We start from the raw sequence: 19,926 nt of genomic DNA on the forward strand, positions 1-19,926 counted from the left end.
CCTCGGATGGCTGGTTCAGATGACGGCGGCGGGCGCGTACCGGGAGCGGCGCCGCGACAGCGTGAACGAGAACAGCAGGGCCAGCAGCAGCACGATCCCCTTGACGATGTCCTGGCCGTAGTAGGGGAAGCCGGTGATCGTCAGGCCGGTGATCAGGATGCCGATCAGGACCGCGCCCAGGATCGTGCCCCAGGCGTTGGGCCGGCCCAGGCCGAGCACCGAGGTGCCTACCAGCGCCACGGCGACGGCGTCGAGCAGCAGGGAGTTGCCCGCGCTGATGTCGCCCTGGCCGATCCGCGAGGACAGGATGAGCCCGCCGATGGCGGCGAACACCCCGGACAGCACGTAGGCCAGCGCGCGGTAGCGACCGACCCGCACCCCGGCCAGCCGCGCGGCCTCGGGGTTGGCGCCCACCGCGTACATCAGCCGGCCCCAGCGGGTGCGGTTGAGGAAGAACCAGGTGCCCACGGCGAGCAGGCCGACGATGACGACCGGCAGCGGCACCGGACCGAGGAACGCCCGGTCGATGGCCAGGAAGTCGGGGGTGAAGCGGCCGGGGGCCACGCTGCCGTCGCGCAGCACCATGCCCGAGGACACCGACTGGCCGTCCACCGGCACCAGCTTCAGCCCCATGATCACGAACATCGAGGCCAGCGTGGCGAGCAGGTCGGGTATCCGCAGCACCACGATGAGCAGCGCGTTCAGCGCCCCGACCAGCGCGCCCGCGAGCAGCACGACCGCGATGGCCACGCCGCCGACCTGCGCGTAGAACACCATGGCCATCGCCGAGATGGTCACCGACATGCCGGCGACCGAGCCGACCGACAGGTCGAGCCCGCCCACCACCATCGTCAGGGTCACCCCGAGCCCGACGACGGCCACCACCGAGGCGAACTTCAGCATCGAGAACAGCGTGCTCGGCTGCCGGAAGCTCTCCTCGGAGACGGCGAAGAAGACGAACAGCCCCACCGTGATCGCGATGAACCCGTAGCGGACGGCGAACTCGCGCACGCCCGCTCCCGTTGACGGCCGTGCCACCGCCACGGCCTGCTTGTCGGGCCCGGGCGCGGTCTGCTTCGCCCCGCTCCCGTCCACCTCCGGCAGCGCCACTCAGGCCACGTCCTCTCCGTCGAGCGCCGCCATCCGGGCGACGATCAGATCCCGGCTGACCCCGGCGGTGCGCGCATCCAGCCGGGGAACGCCCTCGGCCAGCACGACCACCCGGTCGGCCACTTCCAGCACCTCGTCCACGTCCGCGGCCAGCACGACCACCGCCGAACCGCCCGCGGCCAGCTCGCGCACCCGGCGCGACAGGTCGTGGCGGGCCCCGATGTCGATGCCGCGGAACGGCTCGTCGAGCAGCATCACCCTCGGTTGCCCGCGGAGCCAGCGCCCCACGACGACCTTCTGCTGGTTGCCGCCCGACAGCGCGTCGACGCCCTGGTCCTCCGAGGACGCGACCACGTCGAAGCGGTCGATGACGTCGCGCCCGTCGGCGCGCTCCTCCCCGCGCCGCAGGACCCCGCGCGGCGAGAGCGCCCGCAGGAACGGCAGCGACGCGGTGCGCGCGATCGACCAGCCGGGCAGCATCGCCTGCGCGGCCCGGTCCTCGGGCACCAGGTAGACCTCGCGCGCCACCGCCGCGGCCGGTGACGTCGGCGCGTAGGGCTCGTCGCCCAGGCGCATCGTGCCCGCCGCGAAGGGCTCGGCGCCGAACACGCCCATCGCGAGCTCGCTCTTGCCCGCGCCGAGCAGCCCGACGACGCCGGTGACCTCGCCGCGGCGCAGCTCCAGGTCGAACGGGGCGGCGCCGGCGAACAGCCGCACCCCCCGCAGCTCCAGCGCGACCTCGTCGCCGCGCCGGTCGTGGACCTCGGCGAGCTCGCGGGCGCCCCGCTCGCCGAGCATGTCGCGCACCGCGGCCTGCCAGTCGTATGGCCGGGTCTGCTCGGAGCGGATGCTGCCGTCGCGCAGCACCGCGATCCGGTCGGCCAGCCGCTCGATCTCCCCGATGCGGTGCGAGACGTAGAGCACGGCGACCCCGCCGCGGCGCATGTCGTCGATGACGCCGAAGAGCCGTTCGGTCTCCGCTCCCGACAGCGCCGAGGTCGGCTCGTCGAGCACCAGCAGCTTCGGGCGCCGCGAGAGCGCCCTGGCCAGCAGCACGAGCTGCTGGTCGGCGATGCCGAGCTCGTGGACGTCACCGCGCAGGACCGCGTCGCTCCAGTCCAGCCCGAGGCCCGCCGCGACCTCGCGGGCGGCGGGCAGCAGCCGGCGCAGCGAGCCGACGGCGGGCAGGTCGCCCTGCGCGATGCGTTCGAAGAGCAGGTTCTCGGCCACCGACAGGCCGGGGACCACGCCCTCGTCGATCCGCTGGTGGACCGTCTCGATGCCGAGGCGGCGGGCGGCCTGCGGGCCGTCGGCCGGGTCGGGCGACGCGCCGTCCACGCTGATCCGGCCGTGCTGCAGGGGGTGCACCCCGGCCAGCACCTTGATCAGCGTGGACTTGCCCGCGCCGTTGGCGCCCATCAGCGCGAGCACCTCGCCGGCGTCCCACTCGATGCTCACCCCTCGCAGCACCGGGTTGCCGCCGAACGCGTGCCGCACGTCGTGCAGCTCGATCGTCGCCACTAGACCATCGCCTTCAGATCCGCCCGCCGCTCGGTCCGTCCGGACGCCGCCCGTCAGAAGGAGACGACCGGGATCCAGTCGGCCGTGGCGACCCCGGTCATGTTCAGCTCCGGCAGCTTGGCCCGCAGCTGGTCGAGGTTCTGGATGCCGTTCTGCTTGAGCAGGTCCTGGGTCACCAGCGTCCCCGGGAAGACGACCTCGCGGGAGTCGAGCTGCTCGGCCAGCTCCAGCGCGGTCACCCGGACCACGGCGGCGCCGATGGCGTTGGGGTCGGTGGTCGCGGTGGCGACCCACGGGCTGCCCTCGGCCGTCATGACCTCGATGTCGGCGGTGGAGATGTCCACGCCGTAGACCTTGATCTGGGACTGCAGGTTGTTCTGCTGCACCGCCGAGACCGTGCCCTTGGTCAGCTCGTCGTAGGGCGCGAAGATGCCGGCGACCCCCGGGTTCGCCTTCAGCGCCGCGTCGACCAGCTGGGCGTTGTCGGTGGCGACGGAGTTGGTGAACTCGCCGACGAAGAACTTCTGGTCCCAGGCGTTCTGCGCGCGCACCTGCTCCCAGACCGCGTTGCGGCGGTCGAGCGGGGCGATGCCCAGGACGTTGACGTAGCCGACCGGCTGGTTCGGCCCGATGTCCTCGCTCATCTTGTCCAGGATCAGGCTCGCCAGGTTCGCGTCGTCCTGGGCCGTCTCCACGGCCTCCGGGGCGCAGGCGCTGATCTCGACGTCGTAGATGACGACCGGCAGCCCCGCGGTGAGCCCGTCGTTGATCAGCGGGCACATCGTGTCGGACTGCCCGTGGTCGACGATGATCGCGTCGACGCCGGAGCCGATCGCGGTCTGCATGTCGGTGGCCTGGCGGGCGTTGTCGGCCTGGGCGTCGTAGACCTGGATCTCCATGCCCAGCGCCTGCGCCTGCTGGCGGGCGCCGTTGGTCCACTGCTGGAAGTAGTCGCCGGCGCCGCTGTTCTGCACGATCGCGATCTTGACCGGCTCGGCCCCGTCGAACGGGGCGGGCTTCTGCCCGGTGGCCTCGCCGACCGCGGCCGTCTCCGGGGGCGGGGCCGCGGACCCGCTCGGGCCGAGGTCCTGCGAGCAGGCGGCGAGCAGCAGGGCGGAGCCCAGCAGGGCGGCCACGGCCCGGGCCGTGGCCCGACCGCGCGTCACGAGTGTCGTCTTTGACATCTTTTCGACATCTTCCTTCGGGGGTGGGCGCCTTCTCAGAGGGGCTGGTGGACCGCAGACATATCGGGGCGGATCTTCGGTTCGGCGACACCGCGTTCGGTGACGACGGCGTCGATGAGGCGGGCGGGGGTGACGTCGAACGCCGGGTTGAACACCCGGCTGCCCGCCGGGGCGGTGGGCACGCCGCCGAACGCGACGACCTCCTCGGCACCGCGCTCCTCGATCGCGATGCCCGTGCCGTCGGTGGTGGCCAGGTCGACCGTGGACCACGGGGCGGCGACGACGAACGGGATGCCGGCGTCGGCGCAGGCCAGCGCCAGCCCGACGGACCCGACCTTGTTGGCGGTGTCGCCGTTGGCCGCGATGCGGTCGGCGCCGATCAGGACGGCGTCGACGAGCCCGCGCAGGATCGCCCCCGCCGCGGCGCTGTCGACCTGCACGACGTGGTCGATGCCGTCGGCGGCCAGCTCCCACGCGGTGAGCCGGGAGCCCTGCAGCAGCGGGCGCGTCTCGTCGACGTGCACCAGCTCCAGCCGCCCGCGCGCGTGCAGCTCGCGGACGATGCCCAGGGCGGTGCCCCAGGCGGTGGTGGCCAGCGTCCCGGTGTTGCAGTGGGTGAGCACGCGCAGCGGGCGCTCGGGGCAGCGCGCGAGCAGCCAGTCGGCGCCCTGCTCGGAGAGCGAGTGGTTGGCGGCCTCGTCCTCGTCGAGCACCCGCAGCGCCTCGGCGAGCACCGCGCTGCGCCCGTCGGGCAGCAGCGGCAGGACGCGGTCGACGGCCCAGGCGAGGTTCACCGCGGTCGGGCGGGCGTCGCGCAGGCGGGCGATCTCGTGGCGCAGCCGGGCGTCGTCCCAGCCGTCGCGCTCGCCCTGGGCCATGGCCACCGCGACGCCGAGCGCACCGACGGCGCCCAGCGCGGGTGCGCCGCGCACGGCGAGGCGCGCGATCGCGTCGACCAGCGCGTCGACGTCGGTGGCCTCGAGGTAGACCTCGTCCACCGGCAGGCGGGTCTGGTCGATCAACCGCACGGCGGGGACCGGCCTCTCGAGCCACTCCACCGTCCTGACCGGCACGTCGCCTCCCGGATCTGTCAGTCGTCCTACAACTTCCGCGGACCCGCACGCTAGGGAGATGTAGGACGACTGTCAACCGTTACGCTGGGCCCGTGTCGACGTCGTTGGGTGCCCGCACCTCGCTGGCCCGCAGGCTGGCCGAGGACGTGCGGTCCCGGATCATGTCCGGGGAGTACGCGCCGGGAGAGCGCTTGCCCAGCGAGGCGGAGCTGGTCCGCCACTACGAGGTCTCCCGGGTCACGGTGCGCACCGCGTTGCGCACGCTGGAGGCCCAGGGCCTGGTCGACGTCCGGCACGGCTCCGGCTCGTTCGTCAGCGACTTCGGCGCCGGCATCCGCGCCGGCCTGCAGGAGCTGCGCTCGATCAGCGACACCATCCGGGAGATGGGCCACGAGCCGCGCATGGAGCGCCACGCGCGGCAGCGGCGCCCGGCGACCCCGGGCGAGGCCGCCAAGCTCGGCATCGCCGCGGGCGAGGACGTGCTCGCCGTGGAGCGGATGATCCTCGCCGACGAGCGGGCGGTGGCCTACTCCTACGACGTGGTCCCGCTGGCCGGCTTCCCCGACGAGCTGGTCGAGCAGCTCGGCGCGGGGAGCCTGTTCGGCACCCTGGACGCGGCCGGGCTGATGCCCGCCCGCGCCCTCGCCGAGGTGCACGCCATCAGCGACGAGACGATCGGCTGGGGCCCGCAGAAGCCGGTGCCCGGGCTCTACGTCCTGCTCGACCAGGTGCACTTCAGCCGGCGCGGCAGCGCCGTGGCCCACAGCCGCACCTACTTCGTCGAGGGCCGGTTCCAGTTCGTGGTGCTGCGGACCAACTGATCCCGCGACCGTGGACGTCGAACCCCAGGCCGGCCCCGGGCTCGCCGACCGGCGGGCCCGGGCGGCCGTCGCGGCGCTGTTCTTCACCAACGGCGCCCTGTTCGCCAACCTCATCCCGCGCTACCCGCAGATCAAGGACGACCTCGGCCTCGGCAACGCCGCCTACGGGCTGTCGGTGGCGGCCTTCCCCACCGGCGCGATCGTGGCCGGGCTGGCGGCCGGGGTGCTCGTGCGCCGCTTCGGGTCGGCCCGGGTGGCCACCGCGGGCACGTTCCTCACCGGGGCGGGCGCGCTGGCCGCCGGGGTCGCGCCCGCGGTCTGGGTGTTCGCGGGCGCGCTGTTCCTCGCCGGCGCGATGGACGCCGTCACCGACGTCGCGCAGAACGCCCACGGCCTGCGGGTGCAGCGCCGCTACCGGCGCTCGATCATCAACTCGTTCCACGCGATCTGGTCGATCGGCGCGGTGACCGGCGGCGTGATGGCCGCCGCGGCGATCGCCGCCGGGCTGCCGCGCGGCGTGCACCTCACGATCTCCGCGGCCCTGTTCGCGGTCGTCGCGCTGGTGGCGCTGCGGTTCTGCCTGCCCGGCCCGGAGGTGGAGCCGACCCCGGACGCGACCGGCGACCCGCGCGCGCGGACCGGGACCCTCGGCACCCGCACCGTCCTGGTCGTCGCGGCGCTGGTGGTGATCGCGACGGCGGGCACGGTCGTGGAGGACGCGGGCAACTCGTGGGCCGCGCTCTACCTGGCCGACTCGCTCTCCGCCCCGGCCGCGGTGGCGGCCTGGGGCTACATCGCGCTGGTCGGCGCCCAGTTCGTCGGGCGCCTGGGCGGCGACCGGCTGGTCGACCGGTTCGGGCAGCGCGCGGTCGCCCGCGCGGGCGGGCTGGTGGCCGCGGCCGGCATGGGCCTGGCCCTCGCGGTGCCCACCGTCCCCGGCACGATCCTCGGCTTCGCCGCCGCCGGGCTGGGCGTGGCGACGCTGGTGCCCGCGGCCATGCACGAGGCCGACGAGCTCCCCGGGCTCAAGCCCGGCACCGGGCTCACCGTCGTGTCGTGGCTGATGCGGCTGGGCTTCCTGCTGTCCCCGCCCGTGGTGGGCGCGGTCGCCGACGCGAGCAGCCTGCGGCTGGGCCTTCTCGTGGTCCCGGCCGCGGGGCTGCTCGTCGTGGTCACCGCGGGGGTGCTGTCCCGCCGCGCGTCCGCGCCGCGCTGACCCCGTCGGACCGGGCCGGTCGGCGTCGCGATCCGCGGCGTCAGAGGTCGAGCACGTCCGTGCAGGCGAAGGTCCGCTCCGGGTCGCGGTCGGCGAAGTAGGCGCCGAGCCCGGCGTCGAGGTCGGCTGTGGTCCACACGTCGCCGGTGGCGTCGAAGCGGCGCTCGACGGTCGGCGGGGCCATCAGCGCGACCATGCCGCTGTGCACGACGAAGACCTGGCCGCTGATCCCCCGGGCCGCCGGTGTCGCGAGGTAGGCGACCAGCGGGGCGACCTGGTCGGGCGAGAGCGGGTCGGGGCCCTCGGTCGGGGCGGGGCCGAACACCTGCGCGGTCATCGCCGTGCGGGCGCGGGGGCAGATCGCGTTGACCGTGACGCCGTAGCGGCGCAGGGCGCGGGAGGAGGAGACGGTCAGGGCGGCGATGCCGGCCTTGGCCGCGGCGTAGTTGGGCTGGCCGACGGAGCCGAGCAGGAACGCCTCGGAGGTGCTGTTCACGATGCGCCCGTGGGCCGGCGCGCCGGTCTGCTTGAACTGCGCCCGCCAGTGCGCGGCGGCGTTGCGCGAGAGCAGGAAGTGCCCGCGCAGGTGCACCCGCACCACGAGGTCCCACTCCTCGTCGGACATGCTGAACAGCATCCGGTCGCGCAGCACGCCGGCGTTGTTCACCACGACGTGCAGGCCGCCGAACCGGTCGAGGGCCGTGGCGACCAGCGCGTCGGCGGTGGCCCGCTCGCCGACGTCGCCCGCCACGAGGACGGCCTTCGCGCCGATCCGCTCGATCTCCTCGACCACCGCCGCGGCGGCGGGGTCGACGTCGTTGACGACGACGTCGGCGCCCGCGCCGGCCAGCGCGAGCGCCTCGGCCCGGCCCAGCCCGGCGCCCGCCCCGGTGACGACCGCGACCTTGCCGCTCAGGCTCAACGCCCCCGGTGTGCGGTCCACGCGCGCTCCCTCGTCCGGCACCGGCCCACACTAGAACGCGTTCTCGACCGCGTCCAGGATTGACCATCGACCGCCGACGGCTTCCCACCTAAGGTTTGTAGAACCTGTTCCACTTCATCCGGGAGGTCAGATGCACGTCGCGAGCACCCCCGAGCAGGAGGACCTGCGCGCCGAGCTGCGCCGCTACTTCGGGGAGCTGCTCACCCCCGCGCGCCGCGCCGCGCTGGCCTCGGGCTCGGGCGACTACGGCGACGGCACGGCCTACCGCGACGTGGTCCGGCAGATGGGCGCCGACGGCTGGCTCGTGCTGGGCTGGCCCAAGGAGTTCGGCGGGCAGCAGCGCTCGGCGGCCGACCAGCTGGTCTTCGCCGAGGAGGCGGCGGTGGCCGGGGCGCCGGTGCCGTTCCTGACCCTGAACACGATCGGCCCGACGATCATGCGCTTCGGCACCCCGGAGCAGCAGTCGTTCTTCCTGCCCCGGATCGCGGCGGGCGAGCTGCACTTCTCCATCGGCTACTCCGAGCCCGACGCGGGCACCGACCTGGCCGCGCTGCGCACCCGCGCGGTCCGCGACGGCGACGACTACGTGATCAACGGCCAGAAGATGTGGACCAGCCTGATCGACCACGCCGACTACGTCTGGCTGGCCTGCCGCACCGACCCCGACGCCGCCCGCCACCGCGGCCTGTCCATCCTCATCGTGCCCACCGACGCCCCGGGCTTCTCCTGGACGCCGGTCCGCACGATGACCGGGGTGACCACCAGCGCCACCTACTACTCCGACGTCCGGGTGCCGCGCACGGCGCTGGTCGGGGAGGAGAACCGCGGCTGGGGGTTGATCACCAACCAGCTCAACCACGAGCGGGTGGCGCTCACCGGGGCCGCGCCGCTGATCAGCGCGCTGCACGCGGTGCTGGAGTGGGCCCGCGAGACCGGCGCGCTCGACCAGGAGTGGGTGCGGGTGCACCTGGCCCGGGTGCACGCCAAGGCCGAGGCGCTCAAGCTGATGAACTGGCGGATCGCCGCGGCGCAGACCGACGCGGGCCCGGCGGAGGCCTCGGCCACCAAGCTCTACGGCACCGAGCTGGCCACCGAGGCCTACCGGCTGCTGATGGAGGTCCTCGGCCCCGCGGCCTGCGTGCGCGACGGCTCGCCGGGCGCCGTGCTGGGCGGGCGCATCGAGCGCATGCACCGCTCCAGCCTGATCCTCACCTTCGGCGGCGGGACGAACGAGGTGCAGCGCGACATGATCGCCGCCACCGCGCTCGGGCTGCCCTTCCGCCGCTGACCCCGACCGGAACGGACGGACCGCGATGGACTTCTCCCCCACCGAGGCGCAGACCGACCTCGCCGCGCTGACCCGCGAGATCCTGGCCGACCGCGTCACCCCCGAGCGGCTGCGCGAGCTCGACGCCGCACCGCAGCGGTTCGACCGGGAGCTGTGGTCGGCCCTGGCCGGGGCGGGCGTGCTCGCCGCCGCCCTGCCCGCCGCCGCGGGCGGCGACGACCTGGGCGTCCTGGAGCAGTGCAGCGTGGCCGTCGAGCTCGGCCGCGCCGTCGCGCCGGTGCCCTACCTCGCCTCGATCGTGATGGGTGCCGCGGCGGTCGCCCGTTTCGGCGACGACGCCCAGCGCGCCCGGTGGGCGGCACCGGCCGGCGCCGGGCGGCTGGTGCTCACCGCCGCGCTCGACGGCGCCCCGCACGGCGCGCAGCCGGCCGCGGCGACCAGGGGCCCGGACGGGCGCTGGACCCTCACCGGCACCGTGGCCACGGTGCCGGCCGGCCCCGTCGCCGACGCCGTGCTCGTCCCGGCCGCGACCGACGAGGGCGCGACCGTCTTCGTCGTGGAGACCGGCGACGCCGGGGTGGCGGTGGCGACGCAGTCCATGGTGGACGGCGACGACGCGGGCTGGATCGAGCTGACCGGCGTCGAGCTGGACGCCGACCGCGTGCTCGGCGGGGTCGGCGCCGCCGCGGCCGTGACGGCCTGGCTGACCGCCCGCGCCACGGTGGCGCTGTGCGCGGCCCAGCTCGGCGTCACCGAGCGGGCGCTGGAGCTCACCGCCTCCTACGCCCGCACGCGGGTGCAGTTCGACCGGCCGATCGGGGCGTTCCAGGCCGTCGCGCAGCGCCTGGCCGACGCCTACGTCGACGTGCAGGCGATCCGGCTCACCCTGTGGCAGGCCGCGTGGCAGCTCGACGCCGGCCGGCCCGCCGACGCCGCCGTGGCCACCGCCAAGTTCTGGGCCGCCGACGGCGGGCACCGCGTGGCGCACGCCGCGGTGCACGTCCACGGCGGCGTCGGCCTGGACCTCGACCACCACGTGCACCGCTACTTCACCGCGGCGAAGCGCAACGAGTTCACCCTCGGCGGTGCGACGGCCCAGCTGCGCACCCTCGGCGACCTCCTCGCCCGGGCGTGACCGAAGTTCAGGAAGGCCACCTTCATGAACCCGGGCCGGCGGGGAGGGGGCCGCCGGACGGGCTCGGCGCAGGGTGCTCAGCGCAGCGCGTGCAGGCGGTCGAGGGTGCGGTCGAACTCGGCGAGCAGGTCGGCCACGACCTCGGCGACCGGGCGGACCTCGTTCAGCCGCCCGACGATCTGCCCGACCGGCATCGCGACGACCTCCGGGTCGGCTGAGCGCTGGATGCGCTCGTGCGCCTCGCTGACCAGGATGTTCTGCAGCGGCATGGGCAGCGGCTCCGGCGCGTCCGGCGCGGCCCAGGCCTGCGTCCAGCGCGTCTTGAGCAGCCGGGCCGGCTTGCCGGAGTAGATCCGCGAGCGCACCGTGTCGGCCGAGGTGGCGGCGAGCAGCGCCTGCTGGGTGGCCGATGCGGCCAGGCCCTGGGTGTACTCGGCGGTGGTCAGCCAGGCCGACCCCATCCACACGCCCTGCGCGCCCAGCGCCAGCGCCGCCGCGATCTGGCGCCCGCTGCCGATCCCGCCGGCCGCGAGCACCGGCACCCGCTCCCCCACCGCGTCGACCACCTCGGGCAGCAGCACCATCGAGGCGATCTCTCCGGTGTGCCCGCCCGCCTCGTAGCCCTGGGCCACCACCACGTCGACGCCCTTGGCCACGTGGCGGCGGGCGTGCTCGGCGGTGCCGGCCAGCGCGGCCACCGGCACCCCGCACGCGCGGGCCTGCTCGATCACGTCCGGCGGCGGCGAGCCCAGCGCGTTGGCGATCAGCCGCACCGGGTGCTTGAGGGCCACGTCGACGTGTGAGCGCGCGACCGAGTGCAACCAGCCCAGCACGCCGCCACCGGCCCGCTCGTCGTCGGGCAGGGGCGGCACGCCGAGGTCGGCCAGCGTGCGCTCGACGAAGGCGCGGTGCTCGGCGGGGATGAACTCGGACAGGTCGAGCTGGGTGCCCTCGGTCGGGACGGTCGAGGGCATCACCACGTCCACGCCGTAGGGCCGGCCGTCGGTGTTGGCGTCCATCCAGCTCAGCGCGGCTTCCAGGTCGGCGGCGTCGTTGTAGCGCACGCACCCCAGCACGCCCAGCCCGCCGGCCCGGCTGATCGCCGCGGCCACGTGCTCGGACGGGGTGAACCCGACGATCGGGTGCTCGACGCCGAAGCGGTCGCACAGCTCGGTCCGCACGTCAGGTCCCCACCGCCGCGCCGCCCGCCTCGGGGACCGGCTCGTGCTCGGCGGCGTGGCGCTGCGCCCACCGGTAGTCGGGCTTGCCGCTGGGCAGCCGCCCGATCTCGTCGACCAGCCACAGCGTGCGCGGCACCTTGTAGCCGGCGATCAGGGCGCGGACGTGGGCGTCCAGCGCGGCCGGGTCGAGGTCGGCCCCGGGTCGGGGCGCGATCACCGCGGCGACGCGGTGCCCGAAGCGCTCGTCGGGCACGCCGATCACCAGCGCGTCGAACACGTCCGGGTGCGACTTCAGCGCGCCCTCCACCTCCTCGGGGAAGACCTTCTCCCCGCCGGTGTTGATCGAGGTGTTGGCCCGGCCGAGCATGGTCACCGTGCCGTCCTCCTCGACGCGGGCGAAGTCGCCGGGCACCACGTAGCGCGTGCCGTCGACCTCGACGAACAGCGCCGCGGTCTTCTCCGGGTCCTTGTAGTAGCCCATCGGGATCGGGCCGGCGCGCCCGATCTTGCCGATCACCCCGGACCCGGCCTCGACGGGCCTGCCGTCGTCGTCGATGACGAGGACGTCCGGGCCCGCCGTGACCCGCGGCCCGCCCGTGTACACGCCGTCCTTGGTGATCATCTGGATGCCGTTGAAGCCCCCTTCCGACGAACCGATCGCGTCGGTCAGCACGGCGTTGGGGAAGGCCTCCAGGAACTGCCGCTGCACCGAGGGCGAGAACAGCGCGGCCTGGCTGGAGATCGAGAACAGCGACGAGCCGTCGTAGGAGCCCTCGTGGTAGGCCTCGATCAGCGGGCGGGCCATCGCGTCGCCGACCAGCGTCAGCATGTTCACCTTGTGCTCGTCGACGGCGCGCCACACGGCGTGCGGGTCGAACCGGGGCGTCAGCACGAAGGTGGCGCAGGTGAACAGGGCCTGCAGCGCCGCCCACTGCGCGGCGCCGTGGATCAGCGGGGCCAGGCTCATCCGGACCAGGGCGGCGTCCTTGCCGGTGCGCGACTGCACCCACTCGTCGGCCAGCGGCTCGCCGGTGAAGAAGTCGATGCCGCCGCCCAGCGCGCACCACACGTCGCGGTGGCGGTACATCACGCCCTTGGGGTGCCCGGTGGTGCCACCGGTGTAGAGGATGTAGACGTCGTCGTCGCTGCGCTCGTCGAAGTCGCGGTCGGGCCGGGAGGCGGCGAGGGCCTGCTCGTAGTCGACGCCGTGGCCGTCCACCGGGGGGCCTTCGCCGTCGTCGAGCACGATGACGTGGCGCAGCGCGGGCACCGACGGCAGCACGGCGCGCACCCGCTCGGTGAAGCTGCTGTCGTGGACCAGGGCGACCAGGTCGGCGTTGTCGTAGAGGTAGTGCAACTCGTTCTCGAGCCACCGGTAATTGATGTTCACCGGGACGCTGCGCAACTTGTACGCCGCGATGATCGTTTCCAGGGCCTCGATGGAGTTGCGGCACTGGAAGCCGACGTGCGCGCCCGGACCGACGCCCTGTTCGGCCAGGTGGTGGGCCAGCCGGTTGGCCCGCTGCTCGAGTTCGGCGTAGGTGACGCGCCGGTCGCCGCAGATGATCGCGACCCGTTCCGGCACCAGGTCCACAGCATGCTCAACGAGATCCGCGATGTTGGCCGCCATCCGGCCAAACTAGAACCTGTTATCGTTCGCGACAATCCGCCACTTGGTCCTGGAGGTAATGGGTGAACTCCGCCGCTCCCGCCGCGTCCGTCGCGCAGCCGCACTGCCTCGTCGAGCGGCGGGGCGCGGTCCTGGTCGTCACCATGAACCGGCCGCAGGCCCGCAACGCGCTGTCGGCCGAGATGATGGCGATCATGAAGGACGCCTGGGACGAGGTGGACCGCGACGCGGGCATCCGGGCGTGCGTGCTCACCGGGGCCGGCGGGGCGTTCTGCGCGGGCGCCGACCTCAAGGCGATGACCGCGAGCCACCCCGGCGACTCGTTCGACGACGGCGGCGCCGGCCTGCGGGTCATCGAGCCGCTGCTCAAGGGCAGGCGGCTGACCAAACCGCTGCTCGCCGCCGTCGAGGGGCCGGCGGTGGCGGGGGGCACCGAGATCCTGCAGGCGACCGACATCCGGGTGGCCGGGCGCAGCGCCCGGTTCGGGGTCTCCGAGGCCCGCTGGGGGCTGTTCCCGCTGGGCGGCTCGGCGGTGCGGCTGCCCCGGCAGATCCCCTACACCGTCGCCGCCGACCTGCTGCTCACCGGACGGCACATCACCGCGGCCGAAGCACTGGAGTTCGGCCTGATCGGGCACGTCGTGCCCGACGGGCAGGCGCTGGACCGGGCCATGGAGCTCGCCGAGCTGGTCGCGGCCAACGGCCCGGTCGCGGTGCGGGCGATCCTGCGCACGATCCGGGAGACCGAGGGCATGGCCGAGCAGGACGCCTTCGCCGTGGAGGCCGGGATCGGCACCGCCGTGTTCCGCAGCGCCGACGCCAAGGAGGGTCCGCGCGCGTTCGCCGAGAAGCGCCGCCCGCAGTTCCAGGACCGCTGACGCGGCCGTTCACAGCCCGCGAGTACATCCGCCTGGTCGACCCTCCGCGCGACGACCGGCCGGGCCACCTGCGCACGACCGTGATGTTCACCCCGGCACGACCCGGTGCCGGCCGACCCGTCGTGAGGTCGGGATGACGTCGGCGCGCCGTCAGAACCCCGACGAGAACGACCCCTCCTCCAGCACCCGCACGTCCCCGAGGTCGACGGTCAGCTCGTAGGGCAGGTCCGTGGCCTCGACCTGCGCCTGCAGCGCCGCGGCGACCTCCTGTACCCGGCCGGGCGGGTCGGAGGCGGGTGCCTGGCGCAGTTCCCCGACCCCGAGCACGACCTCGACGTCGAGCAGGTAGGAGGCGTGGCCCCGGGAGGGGTACCAGGTGACGACGGCCCTCAGCTCGTCGGTCGGGGCCATGGCCGCCGGCCGCCGCACGGCCGACACCATCGGATCGATGAGCTCCTCGTCCAGGTACGCCTCCGCGAACGCGTACTCGACCTCGGTGGGCGGACCCGCCCGGCCCGATGCCCCGGTCGTGCGGACGCTCATCCGCGCCCAGCCGCCGCCGGAGAGGGTGAGCGCCTCGAGGTCGGCGAAGGCCGCCCGGAGGGCCGCGTCCTCCCCGGCGTCCCCGTCCGGGACGACGGACACCCGCGCCACGGTCCCGATGCCCGCGCCGTCGTCGCGGCACACCTGCACCTCCGCCGCCGGATGGCGCGCCCGCAGGTCGAGCCAGCCCCGCGCGTAGGAGAGCACGGCCGTGGTCGGCTGCGACCCGAGCACGTGGAAGCCGGCGGCCTCGTCGGAGGAGGGGACGTCGGGGCCGATCGCGAAGGCGAGGCGCGCATCCAGGCCCGCGAACTCCGGGCCGCGCAGACCGTCGACGGCCGGGGCGACCGCGGCGAGGACCTGGTCGTGGCCGGCGTCGGCGGCGAACGCCACCCGCAGGCCCACACCGTCCACCTGCCCCGACCAGACGGCCGGGTGGAACTCGACCTCGGTGCCGGTGACGCCGGGCAGCCCGCGCAAGGCGGCCTGGAGCCGGTCCGCCGCGCCGTGGTCGGGCGTGCGCGGTGCCGCCCTGGGCGTCGAGCACTCGTCGACCGGGGTGGTGGTCCCACCCAACAGGAACGCTGCGAGGAACGGGAACCCGATGACGACCGCCACGAGCGCGATGAGCCACGCGACCACCAGCCGAAGGACCCCCACACCTCCACTGTCCCCCTCGCGCGCCACCGCGGCGAGCCGTCGAGAACGACGTCATGGGATCGACAGAACGGAAGTCGATCCCCACGTCGTCCTCGACGGGGGCGAGGGGTGGAACGCCTTGCGGGCCAGGTGCAACAGCACCGAGCCGTCCTTGCCGATCGAGTACAGCAGGACGGGGCGGCGGGGTCAGGCCGGCGCGTACTGCTCGCGCAGGCGGCGCTTGTAGAGCTTGCCGTTGGGGTCGCGGGGCAGCTCGTCGACGTAGTCGACGCTGCGCGGCAGCTTGTAGCGGGCCAGCCGGGCGGCGGCGAACCCCAGCAGCTCGGCGGTGAGGGCGTCGCCCGGCTCGGCGCCGTCCACGGGCTGCACGACGGCCTTGATCTCCTCGCCGCTCTCCGGGTGCGGCACGCCGAACACGGCGACGTCGGCGACCTTGGGGTGGGCCGCGAGCTCGCCCTCGATCTCGGCCGGGTACACGTTCACCCCGTTGACGATGATCATGTCGGCCTTGCGGTCGTGCAGGAACAGGTAGCCGTCGGCGTCGAGGTGGCCGACGTCACCGAGGGTGAACAGGTCGCCGACCCGGGCGGCGCGGGTCTTCTCCTCGTCTCGGTGGTAGGAGAAGCTGGAGGTGCCCATCCGCAGGTAGACCAGGCCGGGCTCGCCCGGGGGCAGCTCCGCGCCCTGCTCGTCGAGCACCTTGACCACCGACCCCGGCCAGGGCAGCCCGACCGACCCGGGCTTGCGCAGCCAGTCCTCGGCCATGATCGTCGTGCCGCCGCCCTCGGTGGCCGCGTAGTACTCCACGACCACCGGCCCCCACCAGTCGAGCATCCGGCGCTTGACCTCCTGCGGGCACGGCGCCGCGCCGTGGATCACGGTGCGCAGCGAGGACAGGTCGTGGCGCGTGCGCACCTGCTCGGGCAGCGCCAGCAGCCGGACGAACTGGGTGGGCACCATGTGGCTGTGGGTGACCCGGTGGCGCTCGATGAGGCGCAGCATCTCGGCCGGGTCCCAGCGGTCCATCAGCACGGCGGTGTGCCCGAGCTGGATGGAGATGGTCACGAAGTTCAGCACCGCGGTGTGGTAGAGCGGTGACCCGCACAGGTGCACGTGCCCGTCGTGCGGGGCCAACCCGAAGATCGAGAAGAACCAGATCGCGGTGCCGGGGGCGTCGTCGGGGTCGGCGCCGGTGAGCGGGCGGCGCACGCCCTTGGGCCGCCCGGTCGTGCCGGACGTGTAGAGCATCGGCGCGCCGAGCGTGCGCTCGTCGGGCCGCCCTGCCGGTTCGTCGGCGCCCAGCTCGGCCAGCGGCCGGAAGCCGGGGACCCCGCTGGAGCTTCCGGAGCCGACGGCGAAGCGGCCGGACTCCGGGAACCCGGCCTCCTCCACCGCGGCCCGGGCCACCTCGGCGAAGCGCTCGTGGGCGAAGAACGCCTTGGCCCCGCTGTCGGCGAGGATGTAGGCGACCTCCGGGCCGACCAGGTGCCAGTTGACCGCCACCGTGTAGAGCCCGGTCTGCTGGGCCGCGAAGTGCAGCGCGACCATCTCCACGCCGTTGGGCAGCATCAGCACCACGGCGTCGCCGGGCCGCAGGCCCATCGCCTGCAACCCCCGCCCGTAGCGGTCGGCCATCGCGGCGAGCTCGCCGTAGCCCACCGACCGCCCGTCCGGGTCGACGACGGCGGTGCGGTCCGGGGTGTCGGCGGCGATGCCCCACAGGCCGAGTGCGGTCACGCCGCAGAAACTAGAACGTGTTTCACTCCGTGGCAAGGGTGTCGGCGAGCGTCCGCACCTGCCCGACGTCGGCGCAGCCGACCAGCAGCATCCCCACGCCGGCCTTCTCCCAGCGCGCCACCTCTTCGCGGACGTGTCCGGCCGGCCCGATGATCGCGGTGTCGGCGACCAGCTCGTCGGGCACGGCCGCGGCCGCGGCGTCCCGACGGCCCTCCGCGAACAGCGCCGCGATCTCGGCGACCTCCGCGGCGTAGCCCATCCGCGCGAAGACGTCGGCGTGGAAGTTCATCCCCGGCGCGCCCATGCCCCCCAGGTACAGCGCCATCGTCTGCTTCATCCCGGCCACCGCCGGTGCGGGGTCGTCGGTGACGACGACCTGGCAGGACGCCGCGACGGTGAACCCGTCGCGGGTGCGCCGGGCACCGGGGCGGGCGAAGCCCTCGGCGAGCCACTCCTCGTAGGTGGCGGCCAGCCGCGGCGACCAGTAGACGGCCAGCCACCCGTCGGCGATCTCGGCGGCCAGCGCCACGTTGCGCGGCCCCTCGGCGCCGAGCCAGACGGGCAGGTCGGCGCGCAGCGGGTGGGTGATCGGGCGCAGCGACTTGCCCAGCCCCACCGATCCGGGACCGGTGTAGGGCAATGGGTGGTGCGGCCCGTCGTTGCGCACCGGCGCCTGCCTGGCCAGCACCTGGCGCACGATCGAGACGTACTCCCGGGTGCGGGCCAGCGGCTTGCCGAACGGCCCGCCGTACCAGCCCTCGACGACCTGCGGCCCGGACACGCCCAGCCCCAGCACGGCCCGCCCGCCGCTGAGGTGGTCGAGGGTCAGGGCGTGCATCGCGCACGCCGCGGGGGTGCGCGCGGACAGCTGCACGACGGAGGTGCCCAGCAGCACCCGCTCCGTGCGCGCGCCCCACCAGGCCAGCGGCGTGAACGCGTCGGACCCCCACGACTCCGCGGTGAACACCGCGTCGAACCCGGCCCGCTCGGCCTCCACCACCAGCTCCCCGGCCCCCGCCGGCGGCGCCGCCCCCCAGTACCCCAGCTGCAGTCCCAGTCGCATGCGGGTCATCCTGCCAGCCCATGACCAGAACCTGTTCTCTCTCGACGGGCGGGGCCTCTCGGGCGACCGGAGCACTGCTTGCCGGACAGATCGAGAACCTGTTCTACTGGCCGGGTGGCCCTCCCGCTCGCTCCCGAACCCCCGCTGTCCGCGCCGCTGGACGTCGGCTTCGACTACACCCGCTCGCTCGGCCCGGTGCTCGGGCGCTTCATGACCGCGCTGCGCGAGCGGCGGATCGAGGGCGTCCGCGGCTCGGACGGCCGCGTGCACGTGCCCCCGGTGGAGTACGACCCGGTGACGTCGGCCCCGCTGTCCGACCCCGTCGCGGTGGCCGACGAGGGCACCGTGGTGTCCTGGTCGTGGATGGCCGAGCCGGTCGCGGGCCAGCCGCTGGAGCGGCCCTTCGGCTGGGCGCTGGTGCGGCTGGACGGGGCCGACACCGCGATGCTGCACGCCGTCGACGCCGGCACCCCCGACCGGATGCGCACCGGCCTGCGGGTCCGGGCGCGCTGGGCCGCCGAGCCGGTGGGCTCGATCCGCGACATCGTCTGCTTCGAGCCCGCAGGCGCCGGGGTCGAGCCGCGCGGACCCGCCGCACCGGCCACCGGCGGCGCGGAGCCGGTGACGATGCTGACGACGCCGGTGCACCTGGCCTACCGGCACTCGGCCTCCGAGCAGGAGAGCCGCTACCTGCGCGCGCTGGCCGACGGCCGGTTCATCGGCCAGCGCTGCCCGGCCTGCGGCAAGGTCTACGTGCCGCCGCGCGGCGCGTGCCCGGCCGACGGGGTGCCCACCGAGGAGGAGGTGCAGCTGCCCGACCGGGGCATCGTCACCACCTTCTGCATCGTGAACGTGCCCTTCCTCGGCCAGCGCATCACGCCCCCCTACGTCGCGGCGTACGTGCTGCTCGACGGGGCCGACATCGCGTTCCTGCACCTGGTGCTGGGCTGCGCCGCCGACGAGGTGCGGATGGGCATGCGCGTGGAGGCGGCCTGGAAGCCGCGCGAGCGGTGGACCACCTCGCTGGAGAACGTCGACCACTTCCGGCCCACCGGGGAGCCGGACGCTCCCTTCGAGTCCTACTCGGAGCACCTGTGATGAACACCGACATCGCCGTCGTGGGGTTCGCGCAGGCGCCCCAGGTCGCGGAGACGACCGGCACCACCAACGGCGTGGAGATGCTCGTCCCGATCATCACCGAGGTGCTGGAGACCACCGGGCTGCCCCGGCGCGAGGTCGGCTTCTGGTGCTCGGGCTCGTCGGACTACCTGGCCGGGCGCGCGTTCTCCTTCGTCTCCGCGGTCGACGCGATCGGGGCCGTGCCGCCGATCGTCGAGTCGCACGTCGAGGCGGACGCCGCCTGGGCGTTCTACGAGGCCTGGGTCAAGATCCGCACCGGCCAGGCCAGGACGGCCGCGGTGTACGGGTTCGGCAAGTCCTCGGCGGGCGAGCTGAACCGGGTGCTCGCCCTGCAGCTCGACCCGTACACCGTCGCGCCGCTGTGGCCCGACGCGGTGAGCGTCGCGGCGCTGCAGGCCAGGGCCGGGCTCGACGCCGGCCTGTGGAGCGAGAAGGACATGGCCGAGGTCGCCGCGCGCAGCCGGTCCGACGGCGTCGCCAACCCCTACGCCCAGCTCGGCGACCAGGTCGACGCGGCCACCCTGCTCGACCGGCCCTACCTCGCCGACCCGCTGCGCGCCCACGACTGCGCCCCGGTCACCGACGGCGCCGCCGTGGTGGTGCTGGCCGCCGCCGACGCGGCCCGCGACCTGTGCGAGCGCCCGGCCTGGATCACAGGGGTGGAGCACCGCGTCGACTCCCCCGTCCTCGGGGCGCGCGAGCTGCACCGCAGCCCGTCGGCGGCGGCCGCCGCGGCGGCCGCCGGGGGGGGGGGGGGGGGCGGCCCCGGGCGGGGGGGCGGGGCGGGACCCCCCGCCCGCAAA

The 19,926-nt window shown here is 74.5% G+C and carries 18 protein-coding genes; 7 read left to right on the forward strand and 11 right to left on the reverse strand.

Going from position 1 to position 19,926, the window contains the following annotated elements; translation table 11 throughout:
* Positions 1–15: 15 nt before the first annotated feature.
* The 4 genes from KDL28_RS10535 to mtnA are packed head-to-tail and all read right to left on the reverse strand — an operon-like array spanning position 16 to position 4,888.
* Complete coding sequence (locus tag KDL28_RS10535) at positions 16–1,110, reverse strand: ABC transporter permease (protein WP_252437284.1); 1,095 nt, start codon at positions 1,108–1,110, stop codon at positions 16–18.
* The gene (locus KDL28_RS10540; RefSeq protein ID WP_252437285.1) at positions 1,111–2,631 is read right to left on the reverse strand and encodes a sugar ABC transporter ATP-binding protein; all 1,521 of its coding nucleotides are present in this window, start codon (positions 2,629–2,631) and stop codon (positions 1,111–1,113) included.
* A gap of 53 nt (positions 2,632–2,684) precedes the next feature.
* Positions 2,685–3,815 (reverse strand): substrate-binding domain-containing protein, encoded by a 1,131-nt coding sequence (locus tag KDL28_RS10545; RefSeq protein WP_252437286.1) that lies wholly within the window; start codon positions 3,813–3,815, stop codon positions 2,685–2,687.
* A gap of 35 nt (positions 3,816–3,850) precedes the next feature.
* The gene (mtnA, locus tag KDL28_RS10550; protein WP_252437288.1) at positions 3,851–4,888 is read right to left on the reverse strand and encodes an S-methyl-5-thioribose-1-phosphate isomerase; all 1,038 of its coding nucleotides are present in this window, start codon (positions 4,886–4,888) and stop codon (positions 3,851–3,853) included.
* A 92-nt stretch (positions 4,889–4,980) separates the two neighbouring features.
* On the opposite strand from mtnA, the gene KDL28_RS10555 reads away from it, so the two are divergent.
* A complete protein-coding gene (locus KDL28_RS10555) occupies positions 4,981–5,709 on the forward strand; it encodes a GntR family transcriptional regulator (RefSeq protein ID WP_252437289.1) in 729 nt (242 codons plus the stop codon).
* A gap of 10 nt (positions 5,710–5,719) precedes the next feature.
* The gene (locus KDL28_RS10560; RefSeq protein ID WP_252437291.1) at positions 5,720–6,925 is read left to right on the forward strand and encodes an MFS transporter; all 1,206 of its coding nucleotides are present in this window, start codon (positions 5,720–5,722) and stop codon (positions 6,923–6,925) included.
* A gap of 40 nt (positions 6,926–6,965) precedes the next feature.
* On the opposite strand, the gene KDL28_RS10565 is transcribed toward KDL28_RS10560, so the two are convergent.
* The gene (locus tag KDL28_RS10565) at positions 6,966–7,847 is read right to left on the reverse strand and encodes a 3-oxoacyl-ACP reductase (RefSeq protein WP_252437312.1); all 882 of its coding nucleotides are present in this window, start codon (positions 7,845–7,847) and stop codon (positions 6,966–6,968) included.
* 151 nt (positions 7,848–7,998) lie between these two features.
* Here KDL28_RS10565 and KDL28_RS10570 point away from each other — a divergent pair, with 151 nt between their 5' ends.
* Both KDL28_RS10570 and KDL28_RS10575 read left to right on the forward strand, forming a co-directional pair.
* Positions 7,999–9,156, forward strand: coding sequence for an acyl-CoA dehydrogenase family protein (locus tag KDL28_RS10570; protein ID WP_252437293.1), 1,158 nt, complete (start codon positions 7,999–8,001; stop codon positions 9,154–9,156).
* Between the two features lie 25 nt (positions 9,157–9,181).
* Positions 9,182–10,291 (forward strand): acyl-CoA dehydrogenase family protein, encoded by a 1,110-nt coding sequence (locus KDL28_RS10575; protein WP_252437294.1) that lies wholly within the window; start codon positions 9,182–9,184, stop codon positions 10,289–10,291.
* A gap of 77 nt (positions 10,292–10,368) precedes the next feature.
* On the opposite strand, the gene KDL28_RS10580 is transcribed toward KDL28_RS10575, so the two are convergent.
* Positions 10,369–11,472, reverse strand: a complete 1,104-nt coding sequence (locus KDL28_RS10580; protein ID WP_252437295.1) for an NAD(P)H-dependent flavin oxidoreductase — start codon at positions 11,470–11,472, stop codon at positions 10,369–10,371.
* A gap of 1 nt (position 11,473) precedes the next feature.
* Positions 11,474–13,102 (reverse strand): acyl-CoA synthetase, encoded by a 1,629-nt coding sequence (locus KDL28_RS10585; protein ID WP_252437296.1) that lies wholly within the window; start codon positions 13,100–13,102, stop codon positions 11,474–11,476.
* Positions 13,103–13,164: 62 nt separating this feature from the next.
* Here KDL28_RS10585 and KDL28_RS10590 point away from each other — a divergent pair, with 62 nt between their 5' ends.
* Positions 13,165–13,980 carry a crotonase/enoyl-CoA hydratase family protein gene (locus KDL28_RS10590; RefSeq protein WP_308215984.1) on the forward strand — a complete coding sequence of 272 codons (816 nt, stop codon included), beginning with the start codon at positions 13,165–13,167 and terminating at the stop codon, positions 13,978–13,980.
* Positions 13,981–14,130: 150 nt separating this feature from the next.
* Here the strand turns inward: KDL28_RS10590 and KDL28_RS10595 are convergent, their stop codons facing one another.
* From KDL28_RS10595 to KDL28_RS10610, 4 genes are read right to left on the reverse strand one after another with little or no spacing between them, the layout of a single operon-like run.
* Positions 14,131–15,183: a hypothetical protein gene (locus tag KDL28_RS10595; RefSeq protein ID WP_252437297.1), complete on the reverse strand. Its 1,053-nt coding sequence runs from the start codon at positions 15,181–15,183 to the stop codon at positions 14,131–14,133.
* A gap of 51 nt (positions 15,184–15,234) precedes the next feature.
* Positions 15,235–15,354, reverse strand: coding sequence for a phosphoadenosine phosphosulfate reductase domain-containing protein (locus KDL28_RS10600; RefSeq protein WP_308215985.1), 120 nt, complete (start codon positions 15,352–15,354; stop codon positions 15,235–15,237).
* A 15-nt stretch (positions 15,355–15,369) separates the two neighbouring features.
* Positions 15,370–16,920: an acyl-CoA synthetase gene (locus KDL28_RS10605; protein ID WP_252437302.1), complete on the reverse strand. Its 1,551-nt coding sequence runs from the start codon at positions 16,918–16,920 to the stop codon at positions 15,370–15,372.
* 22 nt (positions 16,921–16,942) lie between these two features.
* On the reverse strand, positions 16,943–17,983 hold the full coding sequence (locus KDL28_RS10610) for an LLM class F420-dependent oxidoreductase (RefSeq protein ID WP_252437304.1): 1,041 nt from the start codon (positions 17,981–17,983) through the stop codon (positions 16,943–16,945).
* Positions 17,984–18,097: 114 nt separating this feature from the next.
* Between KDL28_RS10610 and KDL28_RS10615 the strand changes: the two genes are divergently transcribed.
* Both KDL28_RS10615 and KDL28_RS10620 read left to right on the forward strand, forming a co-directional pair.
* Positions 18,098–19,081 (forward strand): Zn-ribbon domain-containing OB-fold protein, encoded by a 984-nt coding sequence (locus tag KDL28_RS10615; protein WP_252437306.1) that lies wholly within the window; start codon positions 18,098–18,100, stop codon positions 19,079–19,081.
* On the forward strand, positions 19,081–19,926 hold an 846-nt coding region (locus KDL28_RS10620; RefSeq protein WP_252437307.1), incomplete at its 3' end, for a thiolase family protein. The genes KDL28_RS10615 and KDL28_RS10620, both read left to right, overlap by 1 nt.

Source organism: Pseudonocardia humida (assembly GCF_023898865.1).
GTDB classification, from domain to species: domain Bacteria; phylum Actinomycetota; class Actinomycetes; order Mycobacteriales; family Pseudonocardiaceae; genus Pseudonocardia; species Pseudonocardia humida.